Raw genomic sequence first — 16,905 nt, 5'->3', positions numbered from 1 at the left:
TACATCTAGTTGCCAAGACACTAGATGTGTGCGTATAGTTGCCAACGACTAAGGAGGTGGTCATGACCCAGCGCAGGATTTCCAACCCCACTCGCGCTCGCGGTGCTCGGCTTGCTGTTCGAGAAACCCCTGCACCCGTACGACATGGTCGCCACCCTCCGCGACCGGGAGAAGCACGACAGCATCAACATCAAGTACGGGTCGCTCTACACGGTCGTACGGGCGCTGGAGCGGGACGGGCTGATCGTCGGGGCCGGGACCGTACGCGAAGGGCGTTATCCCGAGCGGACGCTGTACGAGATCACCCCGGCCGGGCGGGTCGAGTTCCACGACTGGCTCGCCGAGCTGATCGGCACGCCCCAGCAGGAGTTTCCGCAGTTTCTCGCCGGTCTGTCGTTGCTGCCCGGGCTGCCGCCAGCCGAGGCAGCCAATCTTTTGGAGGCCCGCGCGGAAAAAACTCGCCGCCCGAGTGGCCGAGTTGCGGACCCAGCTGGCCGAGCGGCCAGCGGATTTCTGGGAGGTGTTCGTGATCGAGGACGACTACCGGCTCACCGTTTTCACCGCCGAGCTGGACTGGGTCCGGCGGCTGGCCGCCCGCATCCGCAGTGACGACCTCAGTGGCATCGCCGAGCTGCGCGAGCTGCACCGACACCACGGAAGCGGCCCGATGGAGTGAAACGAGACGGTCCCCGGGCGATGCGGCAACACCGCGCCGGAGACCTGGATGGCACATCCCGGCCGAGGCCTGAGACCCGCGTCCCCCCCAAACCGCACGGTATCAGGGCGCCTCGGTAGTTCGTACGTCCCTGATATCCCGAGGAGTTTTGCTGTGTCTTCACCACGTGTTCTCGTCATTGGCGCTGGTACGGGCGGTCTCGCGTTGGCCCACGGGCTCAAACGCGCCGGCATTGCGGTCACCGTTTTCGAGCGGGACCGCACTCGTACCGACGGCCTGCAGGGCTACCGGGTCGGCATCTCGCCGGATGGTAGCCGAGCCCTGCATGACCTGCTGCCGCCCCAACTGTTCGACATCTTCGTCGCGACTACCGCTCGCGGGCCGATCTATTTCAATCAGTACACCGAAAAATGGGGTGAGCTGCTGTCGATGGGGCCGGAGTCCTCACCCACCCCGGCACCGGCACCGGCACCGGACGCGGTCGCCCAGGACCGCTCGGTCAGCCGCATGACGCTGCGCCAGGTTTTGTTGACCGGACTGGAGGATGTCGTCCAGTTCGACAAGGTTTACCAACGGTATGAGCAAAACGTCGACGGCACCGTGACCGCCTATTTCGAGGACGGCAGCACCGCGACCGGCGACGTGCTGGTCGCCGCCGACGGCACGAATTCGCGGGTACGCCAACAGTATCTGCCGCAGGCGAAGATGTTCGACACTGGTTTGGTCGGTATCACCGGGAAAACTGCTTTGAACGACCGCACCAGAGCGCTGCTGCCGGAGAAGGCGCAGCGTGGGGTGTCGATGGTCTTCGCTCCCCGGCGGCACCAGCTGCATCGTGCACGTGATGGAGTTTGGCTGGGACGAGAACGGAAAACCGAAGAACACCATTGGCGGCAGCGATGCCGAACTGCTGGCCGGCTGGCCGGGGCTGCAGTGGGACAACACCCGCGACTACGTGATGGTCGGTTTTGGTACGGCCGCACGACTGTTGCCGACGAATATCATGCAGATGCGTGGACAGGAGCTAAAAGACCTGCTAGTTGCCCGTACAAGCAGCTGGCACCCGCACTTACGTGAGCTGTTCTCGGTGATCGACCCAGGCAGCTGTTTCCCGCTGAACATGCGCACTACCGAACGACTTCCGCAGTGGCCGACCACGAATGTCACGCTCATCGGCGACGCGATCCACACCATGACCCCGGGCCGCGGAGTCGGCGCCAACACGGCTCTGCGGGACGCCCGGCTGCTGTGCCGGATGCTGGTCGCCGCCCGCGACGGTGAGGTCAAACTGCTCGACGGCATCCGGTCGTACGAAACGAAAATGATCGACTATGCCTTCGACGCAGTCGAAAAGTCGCTGTCCGGGATGACCGTCGACCAGCCGATGTTCAAGCCGGTGATCGGGCCGTTGGCGATGGCCGGCATGCGCACTTCGATGCGGGTCATCAACCGTGTCCCGGCGCTGAAACGCAAAGTGGCCCGCTCGTACGCCGACGTTCGCGACCAGGACGACGACTAGAGCCTCCCGAGCTGGACGTTTTCGCTGTCAGTTTCGACAGCGAAAACGTCCAGTTCACGGAAAGGCACTACGCAAGATAGCCGGACCATCGTCAACGGCAGTGCGACGAGCAATGTCATGCCGGCCAATTGCACGCCCCGCAACGGCCAGCCATCGGGTCGAGCGTAGGTCTCGGGTTCCGGAAGCATCACGGCCACCATCAGCGGCACCCCGAAGAAGGCGCCGTACGCGAAGCCGCTCCACTGCGGCGCGACGTTCAGAAACGCGCTGAGCAACAGGACCCACGACGTGCACGAGACCCGGAAGGTGCTCCAGATCAAACCGGTGTCCAGGCCCCAGAGCAGCGGAGTCACCCACCAGGGGCGGTCCGGATCATGTCCGAGGACCTTCGCGGTCTGCCGCTTGAGCCCGACCGTGTACGTGTTGCGAACCACCGCTCGTACGTCGACACAGATGGCTACCACCGCGGCGAGCGCGCAGATCGCCACCGCCAGCGGACGCGCGACGTACGAGCTGACCACCGTGCCGACCTGGTAAACGACCGCGACGACCAGCGCCGCCATCGCGATGTGCGCACTGGCGAGCACGGCCGGGTAGGCGAGCGCTCGACGGTGGGTGACTGGATCCCCTTGCACGAAGGGGCGGATCACTCCGATGAAGGATCGGCCTCAAGGACTGAACAGCTGCGCGAAGCCCGCGGCCGCCGCCACCGCGAGGGCCCACACCGCAGGCCATGGCACCGCCGCGCTACCAGCGGAACCAGATGGAGCAGTTGAACGGCCCCTGCCAGCAGGTCGACGCGTTCCCCGAGCATTCGCCACAGCCCCAGGTGAAGCCGCCGGACGTACACGTCCACAGCACCCGGTGGTAGCCGGACGGACAGGTGTATCGGTCGCGGCTGACCTGGTAGTAGCACCACGTACAGGTGGCGAGCGAGCAGCACGGCGAGCCGAGGCAGTCAGCCGCGGCGGCCTTGGAGTCCAGCAGCACGGCGAGCCCGGCGATGAACGCCGACGACGCCGCCAGCAGGCCGAACCGGCGCGCCGGCCGGAGATCGTCTGCTCGATCTCCTCGGTCGCCTCGGGAGTGACGCGCATTCCAGGGACGCAGTCATGTCCGGACCGTTCCTTCCTTCATCACAGAGCGCGGCATGGTGTGCGGCGACAGCAACGGGGTCAGCTGCCGGAACGACGGAATGGTCTGGGCCAGCAGCGGCTCACCGTTTCGGTAAATGGCGACCGACGGGATCACATCGATTTCCAGCGCGACCGCGACATCCCCGCTGACGTCGACCGTCGACCGGTCCTGGGCGATCCCCATGTTCGCCAGCCACTGTGCGCCTTCGGCCTCGGAATGGGCCTGTTGCAGGACGACCCACAGGTTCGACGAGTTCTGCTTGCGCAGTCCGTCGGCGATCGAACGACAGGTCGTACAGGAGGTGGACAGGAACAGCAGGACGAGATAGGGCTCGCTGTCCAGCTCTGCTGGCAGACCGATCGCCGACGGCGCGATCAGCCGGTCGACCGGCAGCTGGATCGGCTCCGGGTTGTCCTCCAGTTTCAGTCTGGCCCGGATCAGCTCCAGAGTCCGGTATTGGTCGACCAGCGCGAGCAGACAGACCGCCAGCAACAGACCGAGAACGGCGATCGCTATCCAGACAAACGTCATGGCATCTCCTGGTTCTTGCCGGCCGCCTGTGTCTGCAGGACCCGCAGGTACGCGCGGTTTCGCAGCATGGGGGCCAGAAGTTGCGTTCCGGCGACCACCACCGCGAGGGCGAGCGTCAGGCCGGCAAACTGCCCGATTCCCGACCAGGCGTGGTCGGGAGCCAGAAAGCTGTCGAGCGCGACGACCAACCACAACGGCAGCGCGGCGAGTTGACGCCAGCCGAGGGTGGCGTCACCGGTGCTGCCATAACACGCGCACCGGATACGCTCACCGCGCGACATCGCGACCACGGCCGCACCGGCAAACGCGAATCCCAGCGCGGCCACCAAAGCCGCGGAGCCGCCGGGTGCGACCGTCAATCCGATGGCGGCGGCGATCTCCACCAGTGGAACGACAATCGCCACCGCCGCGGCGAACGGAACCCGCAATGCTTGCAGGGTCTGCCGAAAAGGACGTGGGGCGGCCAGTTTCTGGGTCGCCGCGTACAGCAGGACCAGCGCCGCGCCGAATCGGAGCGCGACGTCCAACAGCGCGATCACGACTACGCCGTGCGGGTGGCCAGAACCTGCGCGGTGGGCAGTTCGGTGTCCAGGATGCAGACCTGGATCCGCTTTTTGCCCATGTTTTCCAGCAATGGCGTCGGCGCGAGCTGGGTGCCGGCGACGCTGAAACCACCGTTGGGCAAGCTCTTGGGCATGCCCTGGATCCAGTGACAAACCGGAATCGCGGCCACCGCTGCCCCTGGCCAGTCGTCGGTCACGGTGACCAGGTCGCCCACCCGCGGCGTGACGTGGGCCGGGAATCCCGCGTACGGCACCATTTGCGGCGACGTGACGGGCCGTGCGTTCGCGGTGTTGGACCGCTCAACCAGCAAAACGGCGCCGCCGGCCTGACCTACTCGGCCAAGATCAGCGCGTTTCCCGTTGGCTGATATGGCTCACTTTGCGCGGCATTCGCGGTGTTGTCGACGGCAAGAGTGGTGGCCGTAGCGGCTGCCACCACGGCGCCGACCCTCAGGACCTGGCGACGCGAGATCTGACGGCTGATTGTCATGGAAACCCCCGTTGTCGATGAGCGGGCGTTGTCGATGAGCGGAAAAGGCATAAAAGATGCCTTACTCAGCGTCCTATCGGCCTTACGTGTTGTCAAGGACGAGATGGGATGTCCACGGCCACCAACTCGCTACGTATCGCTCGACGGTAGGTATTTGTCCATTTCAATAGAGAAACGACGCCGCGAATCGGGTCATTTCTCCAGCACGTCAAAATGATTCTTGACCTGAAGTGGTCAGTGGGTGGCCGCCCGCGAGGGTGACGTTGTGAGGCGTCACGACGTCACCCTCGGCGTGGGTCAGCTGCTTGCCGTGAGACCACCGTCGGAGGACAGGACCAGGGCGATGGTGACCTTGCCGGTCTTCAATGCCTGCTTGCTGAGCGGGCCGGCGGCATCCAGCGAGGTGAAAGACCCGAACGACAGGGCGTAGGTCTTCACCAGTCCGGGCACGCAATATGGCCGAGCCGCACTGTTGCACTCCGGCGGACCACCGATGATGGTGGCCTTCCCCGAGCACTTGCTGGCGAAGTCGGACAGGGTCTTCACGCTGTTCTTCTGCGCGAATGCGGTGGTGACGGCGAAAGCGTTCTGGTCGGTGGCGGCGGCCGGCTTGCCGAACGACAGCCCCTTGTCCTTGCCCAGCGCGGTCAGCGCTGCCACCGTCTTGTCAATATCCGGCGTCGCCTGCGGCTTGGCCTTGTCGGGGTTCATGAACTCGGTGAGGGTGGCGGCGTATTCCGGAACCACCTGGATCTCGCCCTTTTCCAACGCCGGCAGGTAAAGCTCGCGGTTGCCGATGGTCTTCACCGAGGAGGTGAAGCCGGCCGACTTGAGCACATCGGCGTAGATGTTGGCCAGCGTGGCTTTCGCTGAAGTTGGCCGCCCCGATCACCACTGTGCCGGAACCCTTTTGCAGGCCATCGCTGAGCTTCTGCGCGGCGATGAAACCGCTGGCCGCGACCGCCGAGGTCTGCCGGTCGATGTCGACCTGCTTGTTGAGCGCGATCAGCGTTTTGCTGTCCAGCGCCGCCGACACCTTGTCCAGTGCCGCGGTCAGCGCGGGGGGGGTGGCGGCCTTGGTGTTGATCGCCGGGATGACGTTGTCCGAGTTCTGCAGCTTCTTGTCGTCGTCCAGCACGACCAGGTCGTTGCCGGCGACCGGTGCGCAGCCGGCCTTGGTGGTGGCCGTGCCGTTGGAGCCCGTGCCGCCGCCGGAGGAGCCGGCCTGCCCGCAGGCGGCCAGCGAACCGGCCATCGCCAGTGCCGCTATGCCCAGAACAATGCTTCGAGAGCGCATGAACGCCCGCCTTCTGTGTCCCGCTGGCAACCCTGCCAACGCGTGTCCGACGGGTCGCATCGCGCGGCCCGCACTTTCCCTAGCAGCGTACTGAAGGCGTACGACAACGCATCCCCAGCCCGAAGATCGGCGTTCCGTACGTACGAGTTTGGCTGGTTTCAGGCTGCCGCGCCGGCTGGATCCGCGGTGATCGGCTTGGTGGTTTTCCGGCGTACGCGGCCCGGGGTCAGCATTCGCTGGGCGAGCGCCAGGATGCCCTCAGTGGCGAGCGCGAGCACCGCCACCAGGAAGCCGCCGGCCAGGATCACGCCACTCTTCTGCTGGCCGAGCCCGAGGTTGATGATGTTGCCAAGGCCACCGCCACCGACCAGCGCGGCCAGCGTGGTGGTCGCCACCACCTGCACCGCGGCGGTCCGGAAACCGGCCGCGATCAGCGGAATCGCCAGCGGCACCTCCACTCGCCACAGGGTTTGACTGGCGGACAGGCCCATGCCGCGAGCCGCGTCCACCACGTCCGGATCGACGCCGCGAATGCCCACATACGTGTTGGAAAGCAGTGGTGGGATAGCGAAAACGGCGAGCGAGATCACGGTCGCTGGCGTACCAAAGAACCACGCTCCGATCGACGACAGGATCGTCAGCAGAGCGAGCGTCGGAATCGCCCGGGAGGCATTGGAGATCACCACCACCGCGTTGCCGCCGCGGCCGGTGTGGCCGAGCCACAGTCCCAGCGACCAGGCGATCGCGCAGGCGATCAGGACGGCCAGGAACGAGATCCACAGGTGCTGGCCGGTGAGCGAGAGGATGCCTTGCGGGCCCTGCCAGTTGTCGGGGTCGTTGAGCCAGACGACGGCGTCGGTGATCGGGTTCACAGAAATGCTCCAGCAATCCGGCTCACGTGGCCCGCCTTCGGGCCCACGGAGACAACATTTTGGTCACAGTTGCCAGCAACACGTCCGCGAAGAGCGCCAGCACCACGCACAGCAGCGAGGCGGTGACGATCTGCGCACGATAGAAGTTCTGGTTGAACCCCTGCAGGATCAGCTGCCCGAGGCCGCCGCTGCCGACCGCCGCACCCACCGTGACGAGCGCCACCGTGGACACCGTCGCGACCCGGATGCCGGTCATGATCGACGGCAACGCGATCGGCAGGTCTACCTGCCAAAACATCTTCCCGGCGCCATAGCCCATCCCGCGCGCGGCATCTCTTACTTCCTCCGGCACGCCGTTCAGCCCCGCGACCGTGTTCCGCACCAGGATCAGCAGCGCGTACATGACCAGTCCGACCACCACCGGTGTGTCGTTCAGGCCAGTGAAAGGCACCAGGGCGGCGAAAAGTGCCAGCGACGGGATGGTGTACATCACCCCGGTGATGCCCACGATAGGGGCCGCCAACCAGCGGACCCGGCTGGCCAGCAGGCCGAGCGGGATGGCGATAACCGTCGCGATCACGATGGATTCGAGCGTTAAGGTGACGTGCTCGAGGAAATGATTAAGGATGGAACCGGCGTTGTCTTGCAGGTACGACCAACTCAACCACGGGTTGGGCGCATCGGCCGGGCTCGCGAGCACGGCAGTGTCACTATGTAACGCGCCGTACCGAATGACCGCCTGGAGATTGGACACGGGGTGGACGCTACCGCGAAGCCCGCGATCCGGCTGGACAATGTCAGCAAGCAGTATCCCGATGGCACGGTCGCCGTCGCATCGCTGACCATAGAGATCCCCGAGGGGGAATTAGTCGCTTTTGTCGGCCCATCTGGCTGTGGGAAATCCACCACACTCCGGATGATCAACCGGCTCACCGAACCGACCAGCGGCACGCTCTGGCTGGAGGGCGAGGACGTCACCCGCGTCGACACCGTTCGGCTGCGCCGCCGGATCGGGTACGTGATCCAGCAGGTCGGGCTGTTTCCGCACCAGGACGTGCGGACCAACGTCGGCACCGTGCCACGGCTGCTCGGCTGGGACGCCAAGCGCATCCGGGAGCGTACGGAGGAGCTGCTGGACCTGGTCGGCCTCGACCCGGCCGTCTTCGGCAAGCGCTATCCGCATGAGCTCTCCGGCGGCCAACGCCAGCGCGTCGGGGTCGCCCGCGCGCGCGCGCGGACCCGGTCGTCCTGCTGATGGACGAGCCCTTTTCGGCCATCGACCCGATCGCCCGCGGCCGGCTGCAGGAGGAGTTTCTGCGTCTGCAGGCCGAAGTACGCAAGACGATCGTGATGGTCACCCACGATGTCGACGAGGCCGTACGGATGGCCGACCGGATCGCGGTGTTCTCCGAGGGCGGCAAGCTCGAGCAGTACGCCGAGCCGGCCACCATCCTCGGCGCCCCGTCATCCTCGTTCGTGGCCGACTTCGTCGGCGGCGACCGGTCGTTGCGCCGGCTCGCCGTCACCCCGGTCGACCTCACGATGCTGGCGCCGCTGTCGGACTTCTCGCTGACCAACCGGGACGACATCCCGACCATCCCGGTGAAGTCGAGCCTCAAGGACGCCCTCGCCGTCCTGCTGGCCGGCGATACCGGCTGGGTGGCCGTACGGGATGGCTCGGAGACTTTGGGCGTGCTGTCCCCGCAGGCTCTGCACCAGACCCTTCGGCACGCCCTGCCTCCCGAAGCCGCGTCCGTCGACGACTGAGGCTTGCCTTGAGATTGGTCGTTGGGTGATTTCCCGCACTCGACGTCATTCGTGGGAGGAGACCGAGCTGAGCGTCACCGGATCGGGGTCGAACTGGACCTTCGGGTCGAACGTGAGTGTTAGTCGACCCGGTTGCCGCTGACAGGTCACCGTGTAGGAGAACGGCGTCTCGACGAACCTCACGGTGGCCACCAACTCGTCTCCATCGCCATGAGCGCTGGTGAGAATTCGCTGCCTGTCCTGAAATTCCTGCCAGTCGCCGGCCGCGCAGACGACGCTTTCACCGTACTGATACTTGCCATCCTGGAAGTCGAGCACCAGGCTGCCGTCGGTTTCCCACCTCGCGGCAGCGAGCTCGACCTGGTTCGGCTCGAACTGGTACGTCCGACCGTCGCCGGCCGGCGGCGTCGAGCCGGTCGGCGGCTCGATCCGCAGCTGGCCAGGCAGAGCGACCTCTCGTACGTCCTCATGACGCAGCGCCGGCAACCCGAACTCCCACACCACGTCCAGCACCGCCTGCATGTCCGGAACCGCGCCGGTCATGACCACGACGGCGTCTTCTGCCGGGAAAACAACGCAGAACTGGCCGAAAGCCCCGTCCCCACGATAAACGCCGTGCCGGCATCGCCAGAACTGGTAGCCGTAGCCCTGCTGCCAGTCGTCGGCACTGTCCGCGCTGCCGTTGGGCACCTGCCGCGCCGTCGCCGCCTCGACCCAGGCCGCTGGTACGAGCTGTTGCCCCCGCCATTTTCCTTGCTGCAGAAGGAACTGTCCAAAAACGGCAATGCTCTCGGTCACCAGGCTCAGGCCGAATCCGCCGAACGTGACGCCTTCCTCGCTGGCGGGCCACACCGCTTCGGTCATGCCGAGGGGCTCGAACAGCCGCGGCCGCAGGTAGTCCAGAAGAAGCTCGCCAGTCACCCTCTGCAGGATCGCTGACAGCATGTAGGTCGCGCCGGTGTTATAGACGAAATATGTCCCCGGCTCGTGTTTGACCTCGGTCGCGAGGAAAACCCGCATCATCCGCTCAGGATCGGCCCGCATCGGCTCGATGGTGTCCTCGTGGTGACCGGTCGTCATCGTCAGCAGGTCACGGATCCGCATCGCGGCCAGGTTGTCGCTCACCGACTCCGGCAGTTCGGCCGGGAAGAACGAGACCACCCGGTCATCGAGCGACAGTTTCCCGTCCTCGATCACCAGGCCGATCGCCATCGACGTGAAGCTTTTCGACAGCGAAAACAAAAGATGCCGCTCATTCAGCCGATAAGGCGCCCATTCCTCCTCCAGTACGACAGAGCCGTGGCTTACCACCATCAGCGTCTGGATTTCCTGTCCGCAGCCGGCCAACGCGCCGACGAACGAGCGCATGGCGGTGCTCGACAGACCCTGCTCTTCGGGCGTACTCCTGGAAAGTCTCACGAACCGAAGCTACCTTAATTCGCAGCGAATTCTCGACGGCTTTGTCGCCGCGGCAGAATTCGGATACTCAGCCTCGCTGTTTAGGGCGTGTCTCCTCATTCCAGGTGGATGAGGGTCGAGATCCAAGCGTCGTCCTGCGAGTGCCGGGCGGTCGCGCTCATACCTTTGTTGTATGGGTGTGATCGTCCGGTGCTCGCAGGACGGCGCTTGGGCTCGGCCCTCGCCGCCTGGGATGAGGAGACACGCCCTAGTGCTCCACGGCCTCGTGTTTGAGCAGATAGTCGATGAAGGAAGCGCGCAGCACCGGCTCGGCGTCGCCAAGACCGTGCCCGGTGAACTCCCGCCAGAGCGCGACGGCGTCGTCGACGGCCAGCCCGATGTCGCCGGTGGAGTTGTCCAGCCGCTCGGTGTCGGAGGCCGCCGGGAGATGCCGCAGAAGGTCGACGAAAAACCGGATGTCGCCGTGGTGCCGGGCGGTGCTGAAGGCGCGCGTTGCCGCAACTCCTCGGTGGGCAGCCCGTCCAGCGCCTGGAACCGCGGGTCGTTCGTCATCGGTGTGCTCCTGTCGTCCGAGTTAGCGTACGAGTACGCAGATCACGTCTTCGCCAGCAGGGCGGACCCATCGTGTTCGGTCACCGTCACGTCCCGGTCCGTCAGGATCGCCACGCACCCGACGTGATCCGGGTCCGGCCGCAGATCGGTCAGCCGTACGAGCGGAGCCGGCCGGCCGGGCACCGTCCAGTCCAGCAGTCGGGCCGGCTCGGCCGGTCCGCTGACCCGCAGCCGGGCCGGACTGATCGCCAAGCCGTCGCCAGTGGCCTTCAGCAGGGCTTCTTTTCGGCACCAGTACGTGAAAAAGCCCTCCGGCGGACCGGCAGCCAGCACTCGTTGCTCGGCTTGGGCGAGGACGGTGTCCCGCAGCGACTCCACGTCCAATGCCCGGTCGATCCACTCGACGTCCACGCCGACCGGATGCCCAGCCGCCAGCCGCCAGCCAGCGCACCGCGACCCAGCCGCCGGAATGCGAGAGCGACGTCTCCCAGCCCGAACCGGGCAGGAGCGGCTTGCCATGGTCGGCGCCGCAGTGCACGCACACCCGGCTGAAGACGATGTCGGCCGGCGGCTGCTCCAGCCGCTCAGCCAGCAGCAACCGGGTGAGGGCGTGTGCGACCAGGTAGAGGGCGCGGTCATTCGCTCGTACGTACGCACGGTGGCGGTCGCGTTCGGCGGCCGGCAGCACCGCGAGCAACTCGTCGCGAGCGTCGGCGGTCCGCGCCCACCACACACCTGGCAGGTGTCAGAACCCGGGAGCATGCGGGTCTTTCGGCTCCGCGACCGGCTTGTCGTCGTCATCGTCCCGCGGCGGGATCCGGCAGGATCGCTCCAGCCACAACGCGGCCGCTATCAGCAGCCCCGCGGTGAGGACGCCACCAGCGGCGATCGGCGTCTCGGTCACCGCGACGTTGAGCCGGCTGGCGGCGGACAGCACGTAGACGAAGGTGCCCCCGCGTACAGGCCGCAGAACAGCGCGCCGGCGATCGACGACGCCTTGGCCAGCACGATCAACCGGGCGGCGGTCAGCGGCGGGATCGGCTCGGTGCCGGGCTTGCGGGCGATCCGGGCCCGGGTGGACCGGGCCGTCAGGGCCTCGATGACCGCGAGCAGAGCGAAGGTGGCCAACGGCAGGGTCGGCACCGCTATATCGCCGTAGAAGCGCTGGACCAGCACATACGCGGCGATGGCCGCGATCACGAAGGTGACCAGCAGGGTCACCGGCCGGGTCGGTCCGATCGACGGCTTCGGCGGCCCGCTCCTGGACTCACTCACTGCGGCCCCTCCCAGCTGGTGCGACGGCTCCGGCGAATCGTGACGGACACGTCGGTGAAGGTGCGCTGGATCGGCGCCTGCGGTTTGTGGATGGTGACGGTGGCCGCGGCGACCCGCGCATCGGTCAGGCACGCGTCGGCGAGGCGGGCGGCGAGCGCCTCCAACAGGTTGACCGGCGGCCGGCGACCACCTCGGCCAGCCGCTCGGCGAGATCGCCATAGTCAATCGTGTCGGTCAGGTCGTCGCTCCTGGCGGCCGCGGTGGTGTCGGTTTCGAGCACCACGTCGACGACGAAGTCCTGGCCGTCCGCCCGCTCATGGTCGAAAACGCCGTGAAAACCGCGCACTCGCAGCCCGGTGAGGCTGATCTGATCGCTCATCGCTGGCCGCTGACCGCCTGCCACACCGCGCGATCGCGTCGGCGGTCGATCGCACGTCATGCACCCGTACGCCCCAAACGCCCGCCTCCAGCGCCAACACGGTGGTGGCGAGGGTGGCGTCCTGGCGCTCCTCGACCTGCCGTGGGGTGCCGTCCGGACCGGCCAGCAGCCGTCCCAAGAAGGACTTGCGGCTGGCCCCGACCAGCACCGGGAAACCCAGCGCGAGCAGCACGTCCAGGTGCGCCAGCAGCTGCCAGTTGTGCTCGGCCCGCTTGGCGAACCCCAGGCCCGGATCGACCACCAGGTTGGCCGGGTCGACGCCGGCCGCGATGGCCGCGTCCGCGCAGGTGGACAGCTCGTCGCGGACCTCGCTGACCACGTCCTCGTACGAGGCCAGCTCATACATGTCCGGCTGGCTGTGGCCGCGCCAGTGCATCAACACCCAAGGGCATCCCGCGTCGGCGACCACCTTGGCCATTTGCGGGTCGGCGAGACCGCCGGACACGTCGTTGACCCAGCGCGCGCCGGCCGCGCGCGCGCCTCGGCCACCTGCGCCCGGCTGGTGTCCACCGACAGTGCGATGCCTTCAGCGGCGAGATCCGCTATCACCGGCACGACCCGTTTGATCTCAGTGTCGGCGTCCACTCGGCTCGCGCCCGGCCGGGTCGACTCGCCACCGACGTCCACCAGGTGCGCGCCCTCGGCGGCCATCCGCCGGCCGTGCGCCAGCGCCGCGTCGACGTTCACGTACCGACCGCCGTCGGAGAAGGAATCCGGGGTGACGTTGAGAACGCCCATCACCGCGGTGCCGCTATCCCGCCGGGCTGCCAGTACGTCATCACTTGCCGATAATCAGGCTCATCGCCTCGGCCCGCGAGGTGGCGGACCGCTCGAAGATGCCGCGCACCGCGGAGGTCACGGTTCGCGCGCCGGGCCGGCGAATGCCTCGCATGGACATGCACAGATGCTCGCACTCGAGGACGACAATCGCGCCCCGAGGATTCAACCGCTCGACCATCGAGTCGGCGATCTGCGCGGTCAACCGCTCCTGCACCTGCGGCCGCCGGGCGTAGCCGTCGACCAGCCGGGCCAGCTTGGACAGCCCGGTGATGCGGCCGTCCGCGCCCGGGATGTAGCCGACGTGCGCGACGCCGTGGAAGGGCACCAGGTGGTGCTCGCAGGTCGAATACAGCTCGATGTCCTTGACCAGCACCAACTCCTGGTGGCCGGCCTCGAACGTGGTGGTCAGCGAGGCCGCCGGATCCATCAGCAGCAGACCGAGAACATCTCGGCGTACGACTTGGCCACCCGGCGCGGCGTCTCCCGCAGCCCGTCGCGGTCCGGGTCCTCGCCGATCGCGATCAGGATCTCGTGCACGGCCGCCGCGATCCGGTCCAGATCCACACGCGGCGGATCCGCCACGGAAACCGTGGCGGATCCGTCCAGATCAGGCCCGTTGCTCCCGGTCAGCTCAGGCTCCCGACGGGTACGGCGGGTTGGTGCCCGGGTTGTGCGGCAGCGGGATCTGCTGGGTCGCTTCGGGGTCCGCGGCCTCGCCGTACGACGGCAGGTCGCCGCTGACCGAGGCCGACTCGCCGTACAGGTCGCCGACCGAACCGTTCGCCGGCTTGCTCATGTTCAGCACCGCCAGCTCGCGCGGGGTCATGACCGGCGGCTTGTCGCTGGGCGTGCGCTTGCCGAAGCCGTTGTACGGAGCCAGCGGCGGACGCTTGACCACCCGGTGCGCGATCCGCTCCAGGTCGGTCTTGACCAGCGTCTCCTTCTCCATCAGCTCCAGCACCATCGCGTCCAGGACATCCCGGTATTCGACCAGGATCTCCCAGGCCTCGTCGTGCGCCATCTCGATCAGGCCGCGTACTTCCTGGTCGATCAGCGCGGCGACGGAGTCCGAGTAGTTGGCCTCGTGACCCATGGTGCGGCCGAGGAACGGCTCACCGTCGGTCTGGCCGTACTTCACCGCACCCAGCTTGGTCGACATGCCGTATTCGGTGACCATCGCGCGGGCCATCCCGGTGGCCTTCTGGATGTCGTCGGACGCACCGGTGGTGGGCTCGTGGTAGACAAGCTCCTCGGCGGCCCGGCCACCCAGCGCGTACGCGAGGGTGTCGATCATCTCGGACCGGGTCTGGTTGTACTTGTCCTCGGTCGGCAGCACCAGGGTGTGCCCGAGCGAGCGGCTGCGCGGCAGGATCGTCAGCTTGTGCACCGGCGCGGAATGCGGCAGCGCCCAGGCGACCAGCGCGTGGCCGGACTCGTGGTAGGCGGTGACCTTCTTTTCCCGGTTCGCTCATCACCCGGGTCTTGCGCTGCGGGCCCCCGATCACCCGGTCGATGGCCTCTTCCAACGTGTCGTTGGTGATGGCCTTCAGGTCCGTACGAGCGGTCAGCAGCGCGCCCTCGTTGATCACGTTCGCGAGGTCGGCACCGGTGAAGCCGGGCGTCCGGCGGGCGATCGTGTCCAGATCCACGTCCGGAGCGAACGGCTTGCCCTTGGCATGCACCCGCAGGATGGCCTTGCGGCCCTCCATGTCCGGGCGGTCCACCGCGATCTGCCGGTCGAACCGGCCGGGCCGCAGCAGCGCCGGGTCCAGGATGTCCGGCCGGTTGGTGGCGGCGATCATGATCACGCCGCCCTTCACGTCGAAGCCGTCCATTTCGACCAGCATCTGGTTCAGGGTCTGCTCACGCTCGTCGTGCCCACCACCGAGGCCCGCGCCACGGTGCCGGCCAACCGCGTCGATCTCGTCGACGAAGATGATCGCCGGCGCGTTCGCCTTGGCCTGCTCGAACAGGTCCCGTACGCGAGAAGCACCGACACCGACGAACATCTCGACGAAGTCCGAACCGGAGATGGAGTAGAACGGCACCGCGGCCTCGCCGGCGACGGCGCGGGCGAGCAGCGTCTTACCGGTGCCGGGCGGGCCGAACAGCAGCACGCCCTTGGGGGGATCTTGGCGCCGATGGCCTGGAACTTGGCGGGCGCGGCGAGGAAGTCCTTGATCTCCTCGAGCTCCTCGATCGCCTCGTCAGCGCCGGCCACGTCCGCGAACGTGGTCTTCGGGGTGTCCTTGCTGACCAGCTTGGCCTTGGACTTGCCGAAGTTCATGACCCGGTTGCCGCCGCCCTGCATCTGGCTCATGAAGAAGAACACCAGAAGCAGCAGCACCGCGCGACCGCAGCAGGCTGATCAGCAGGCTGGCCCAGAAAGAGTCTTTCGTCACCTTGGTGTCGAAAGCGACGCCCTTGGCGCCGGCCTTCCCATTTGGCCAGATGGTGGCGAAAATCGCCGAGGTTGCCTCGGCCGGGTAACTGGCTTCCACCTTGGTGGAGCCGTCGACCGGGTTCTTCAGGTTCAGCTGGAGGACCTGCTCACGGTCCTCGATCGTGGCACTGACCACGTTTCCGCTGGTCACCTGTGAAAGGGCGATCGACGTGCTGACCTTTTTGTAGTCGTCACCATTGGTGAAGAAGGTGGTCAGCACCAGCGCGGCCAGAACCACCAGCACGATCCAGACGATGGGCCGACGGAGTATACGAGTGCGATCCATGCTGCATGCGAGGCGCCATGACGGGCCCCGACCCCTCCTGATCCAACGAATGAAAGCTCGGCGGTAGTGCTCATTGGCCGGACGACAACGCTAAGAGAACATGTCCAGCGGTTGGCGATATCCCTCAAGGCTACCTCCCGCTGTCCGCTGACGCCGACAGACCGAGGTGGGATTGCTTACCTCAAGTTCACACAACAGGGCAACGATGCCACCCGGCCGCACGTTCCGATCAGACTCTCAGCTGACTCTCAGAGTGTGTCTGCACGTACGCGCAATGGCTAGCGCTCGTACACGCTCGGTTTGAGCAGCCCGACGTACGGCAGGTCACGGTAGCGCTCGTTGTAGTCCAGCCCGTAACCGACCACGAACTCGTTCGGGATGTCGAAGCCGACATAACGCACGTCCACCGGCACCTTGATCGCGTCGGGCTTGCGCAACAGGGCCACCACCTCGACGGACGCGGGGTTGCGGGCGGCCAGGTTGCGGCACAGCCACGACAGCGTGAGCCCGGAGTCGATGATGTCCTCGACCACCAGCACGTGCCGGCCGGCGATGTCCGAATCAAGGTCCTTCAGGATGCGTACAACCCCGGACGACGACGTCGACGCGCCGTAACTGGACACCGCCATGAACTCCAGCTGCGTCGGCAGCGGCACCGCCCTGGCGAAGTCGGCCATGAACATGACCGCACCCTTCAGCACCCCCCACCAACAACGGCTCTCGCTCGCCGCGTAATCGGCCGCGATCTGCTTGCCCAGCTCGGCGGTCTTGACGCGAATCTCGTCCTCGGAGACCACCACCCGCTCGATGTCGGATTCGTACAGGGAAGTGGTCCGGGCCCCCCAGCGCGAAGTCACCC

The 16,905-nt window shown here is 66.6% G+C and carries 20 protein-coding genes and 5 pseudogenes; 6 read left to right on the top strand and 19 right to left on the bottom strand.

The genetic code is table 11. The features are described from left to right. Positions 1-102 precede the first annotated feature (102 nt). From GNX96_RS03490 to GNX96_RS48475, 3 genes are all read left to right on the top strand, one after another. Complete coding sequence (locus GNX96_RS03490) at positions 103-609, top strand: PadR family transcriptional regulator (RefSeq protein WP_279579256.1); 507 nt, start codon at positions 103-105, stop codon at positions 607-609. A 220-nt stretch (positions 610-829) separates the two neighbouring features. After that, positions 830-1,753, top strand: coding sequence for an FAD-dependent oxidoreductase (locus GNX96_RS48480; RefSeq protein WP_279579255.1), 924 nt, complete (start codon positions 830-832; stop codon positions 1,751-1,753). A 10-nt stretch (positions 1,754-1,763) separates the two neighbouring features. Then, positions 1,764-2,195, top strand: a complete 432-nt coding sequence (locus GNX96_RS48475; RefSeq protein WP_279579254.1) for an FAD-dependent oxidoreductase — start codon at positions 1,764-1,766, stop codon at positions 2,193-2,195. On the opposite strand, the gene GNX96_RS03480 is transcribed toward GNX96_RS48475, so the two are convergent. The 10 genes and pseudogenes from GNX96_RS03480 to GNX96_RS03440 all read right to left on the bottom strand — a co-directional run bounded on the left by GNX96_RS03480 (position 2,192) and on the right by GNX96_RS03440 (position 7,839). Continuing rightward, on the bottom strand, positions 2,192-2,845 hold the full coding sequence (locus tag GNX96_RS03480) for a hypothetical protein (RefSeq protein WP_163566980.1): 654 nt from the start codon (positions 2,843-2,845) through the stop codon (positions 2,192-2,194). The two genes, GNX96_RS48475 and GNX96_RS03480, sit on opposite strands and share 4 nt — an antisense overlap. Positions 2,846-2,942: 97 nt before the next feature. After that, a complete protein-coding gene (locus GNX96_RS03475) occupies positions 2,943-3,185 on the bottom strand; it encodes a hypothetical protein (RefSeq protein WP_163566979.1) in 243 nt (80 codons plus the stop codon). 120 nt (positions 3,186-3,305) lie between these two features. Continuing rightward, complete coding sequence (locus GNX96_RS03470; protein WP_163566978.1) at positions 3,306-3,863, bottom strand: thioredoxin domain-containing protein; 558 nt, start codon at positions 3,861-3,863, stop codon at positions 3,306-3,308. Continuing rightward, a complete protein-coding gene (locus GNX96_RS03465) occupies positions 3,860-4,402 on the bottom strand; it encodes a MauE/DoxX family redox-associated membrane protein (protein WP_163566977.1) in 543 nt (180 codons plus the stop codon). Before GNX96_RS03465 ends, GNX96_RS03470 begins: the two co-directional genes overlap by 4 nt. A 2-nt stretch (positions 4,403-4,404) precedes the next feature. Further along, on the bottom strand, positions 4,405-4,737 hold the full coding sequence (locus GNX96_RS03460; RefSeq protein ID WP_163566976.1) for a hypothetical protein: 333 nt from the start codon (positions 4,735-4,737) through the stop codon (positions 4,405-4,407). Positions 4,738-4,757: 20 nt separating this feature from the next. After that, positions 4,758-4,916: a twin-arginine translocation signal domain-containing protein gene (locus GNX96_RS03455; RefSeq protein ID WP_163566975.1), complete on the bottom strand. Its 159-nt coding sequence runs from the start codon at positions 4,914-4,916 to the stop codon at positions 4,758-4,760. 297 nt (positions 4,917-5,213) lie between these two features. Beyond that, positions 5,214-5,723, bottom strand: coding sequence for a glycine betaine ABC transporter substrate-binding protein (locus tag GNX96_RS48470; RefSeq protein ID WP_279579253.1), 510 nt, complete (start codon positions 5,721-5,723; stop codon positions 5,214-5,216). Between the two features lie 142 nt (positions 5,724-5,865). Beyond that, positions 5,866-6,171 (bottom strand): annotated as a pseudogene (locus tag GNX96_RS48465) (glycine betaine ABC transporter substrate-binding protein); the annotation flags it as partial. 200 nt (positions 6,172-6,371) lie between these two features. Further along, positions 6,372-7,085, bottom strand: coding sequence for an ABC transporter permease (locus tag GNX96_RS03445; protein WP_163566974.1), 714 nt, complete (start codon positions 7,083-7,085; stop codon positions 6,372-6,374). Between the two features lie 22 nt (positions 7,086-7,107). Continuing rightward, the gene (locus tag GNX96_RS03440) at positions 7,108-7,839 is read right to left on the bottom strand and encodes an ABC transporter permease (protein ID WP_279579252.1); all 732 of its coding nucleotides are present in this window, start codon (positions 7,837-7,839) and stop codon (positions 7,108-7,110) included. A 3-nt stretch (positions 7,840-7,842) separates the two neighbouring features. Here GNX96_RS03440 and GNX96_RS60815 point away from each other — a divergent pair, with 3 nt between their 5' ends. Further along, positions 7,843-8,340, top strand: coding sequence for an ATP-binding cassette domain-containing protein (locus GNX96_RS60815; RefSeq protein WP_313885572.1), 498 nt, complete (start codon positions 7,843-7,845; stop codon positions 8,338-8,340). Next, complete coding sequence (locus tag GNX96_RS60810; protein ID WP_313885571.1) at positions 8,340-8,852, top strand: ATP-binding cassette domain-containing protein; 513 nt, start codon at positions 8,340-8,342, stop codon at positions 8,850-8,852. The genes GNX96_RS60815 and GNX96_RS60810 overlap by 1 nt, the downstream gene beginning before the upstream one ends. A 45-nt stretch (positions 8,853-8,897) precedes the next feature. Here the strand turns inward: GNX96_RS60810 and GNX96_RS03430 are convergent, their stop codons facing one another. Then, positions 8,898-10,271: a serine hydrolase domain-containing protein gene (locus GNX96_RS03430; RefSeq protein ID WP_279579251.1), complete on the bottom strand. Its 1,374-nt coding sequence runs from the start codon at positions 10,269-10,271 to the stop codon at positions 8,898-8,900. A 250-nt stretch (positions 10,272-10,521) separates the two neighbouring features. On the opposite strand from GNX96_RS03430, the gene GNX96_RS48460 reads away from it, so the two are divergent. Next, positions 10,522-10,950 carry a hypothetical protein gene (locus tag GNX96_RS48460; protein ID WP_279579250.1) on the top strand — a complete coding sequence of 143 codons (429 nt, stop codon included), beginning with the start codon at positions 10,522-10,524 and terminating at the stop codon, positions 10,948-10,950. On the opposite strand, the gene GNX96_RS03420 is transcribed toward GNX96_RS48460, so the two are convergent. The 8 genes and pseudogenes from GNX96_RS03420 to hpt all read right to left on the bottom strand — a co-directional run bounded on the left by GNX96_RS03420 (position 10,866) and on the right by hpt (position 16,870). After that, the gene (locus GNX96_RS03420) at positions 10,866-11,585 is read right to left on the bottom strand and encodes a 4'-phosphopantetheinyl transferase family protein (protein WP_163566973.1); all 720 of its coding nucleotides are present in this window, start codon (positions 11,583-11,585) and stop codon (positions 10,866-10,868) included. The genes GNX96_RS48460 and GNX96_RS03420 overlap by 85 nt on opposite strands. Then, on the bottom strand, positions 11,569-11,727 hold the full coding sequence (locus GNX96_RS48455) for a DUF3180 family protein (RefSeq protein ID WP_279579249.1): 159 nt from the start codon (positions 11,725-11,727) through the stop codon (positions 11,569-11,571). Before GNX96_RS48455 ends, GNX96_RS03420 begins: the two co-directional genes overlap by 17 nt. Next, the gene (locus tag GNX96_RS48450) at positions 11,724-12,098 is read right to left on the bottom strand and encodes a DUF3180 domain-containing protein (RefSeq protein WP_279579248.1); all 375 of its coding nucleotides are present in this window, start codon (positions 12,096-12,098) and stop codon (positions 11,724-11,726) included. The genes GNX96_RS48455 and GNX96_RS48450 overlap by 4 nt, the downstream gene beginning before the upstream one ends. Continuing rightward, positions 12,095-12,477 (bottom strand): annotated as a pseudogene (gene folB, locus GNX96_RS03410) (dihydroneopterin aldolase). Before folB ends, GNX96_RS48450 begins: the two are co-directional and overlap by 4 nt. Then, positions 12,413-13,275, bottom strand: a pseudogene (gene folP, locus GNX96_RS03405) (dihydropteroate synthase). The pseudogenes folB and folP overlap by 65 nt, the downstream one beginning before the upstream one ends. Positions 13,276-13,315: 40 nt before the next feature. Continuing rightward, positions 13,316-13,923 (bottom strand): annotated as a pseudogene (gene folE, locus GNX96_RS03400) (GTP cyclohydrolase I FolE). 37 nt (positions 13,924-13,960) lie between these two features. Next, positions 13,961-16,046, bottom strand: a pseudogene (ftsH, locus tag GNX96_RS03395) (ATP-dependent zinc metalloprotease FtsH); the annotation flags it as partial. Positions 16,047-16,324: 278 nt separating this feature from the next. Then, positions 16,325-16,870: a hypoxanthine phosphoribosyltransferase gene (gene hpt, locus GNX96_RS03385; protein ID WP_163567075.1), complete on the bottom strand. Its 546-nt coding sequence runs from the start codon at positions 16,868-16,870 to the stop codon at positions 16,325-16,327. Positions 16,871-16,905 lie beyond the last annotated feature (35 nt).

It is taken from the genome of Fodinicola feengrottensis, assembly GCF_010993775.1.
GTDB lineage: Bacteria > Actinomycetota > Actinomycetes > Mycobacteriales > HKI-0501 > Fodinicola > Fodinicola feengrottensis.
The sequence above is the reverse complement of the archived record's forward strand: the minus strand, read 5'-3'. Positions and strand labels throughout refer to the sequence as shown.

Bases quoted from the DNA above. Each gene is read 5' to 3' on its own strand.
- GNX96_RS03470 (WP_163566978.1), bottom strand. From the start codon at position 3,863: ATGACGTTTGTCTGGATAGCGATCGCCGTTCTCGGTCTGTTGCTGGCG.
- GNX96_RS03455 (WP_163566975.1), bottom strand. From the start codon at position 4,916: ATGACAATCAGCCGTCAGATCTCGCGTCGCCAGGTCCTGAGGGTCGGC.
- GNX96_RS60810 (WP_313885571.1), top strand. From the start codon at position 8,340: ATGGACGAGCCCTTTTCGGCCATCGACCCGATCGCCCGCGGCCGGCTG.
- GNX96_RS03420 (WP_163566973.1), bottom strand. From the start codon at position 11,585: ATGCTCCCGGGTTCTGACACCTGCCAGGTGTGTGGTGGGCGCGGACCG.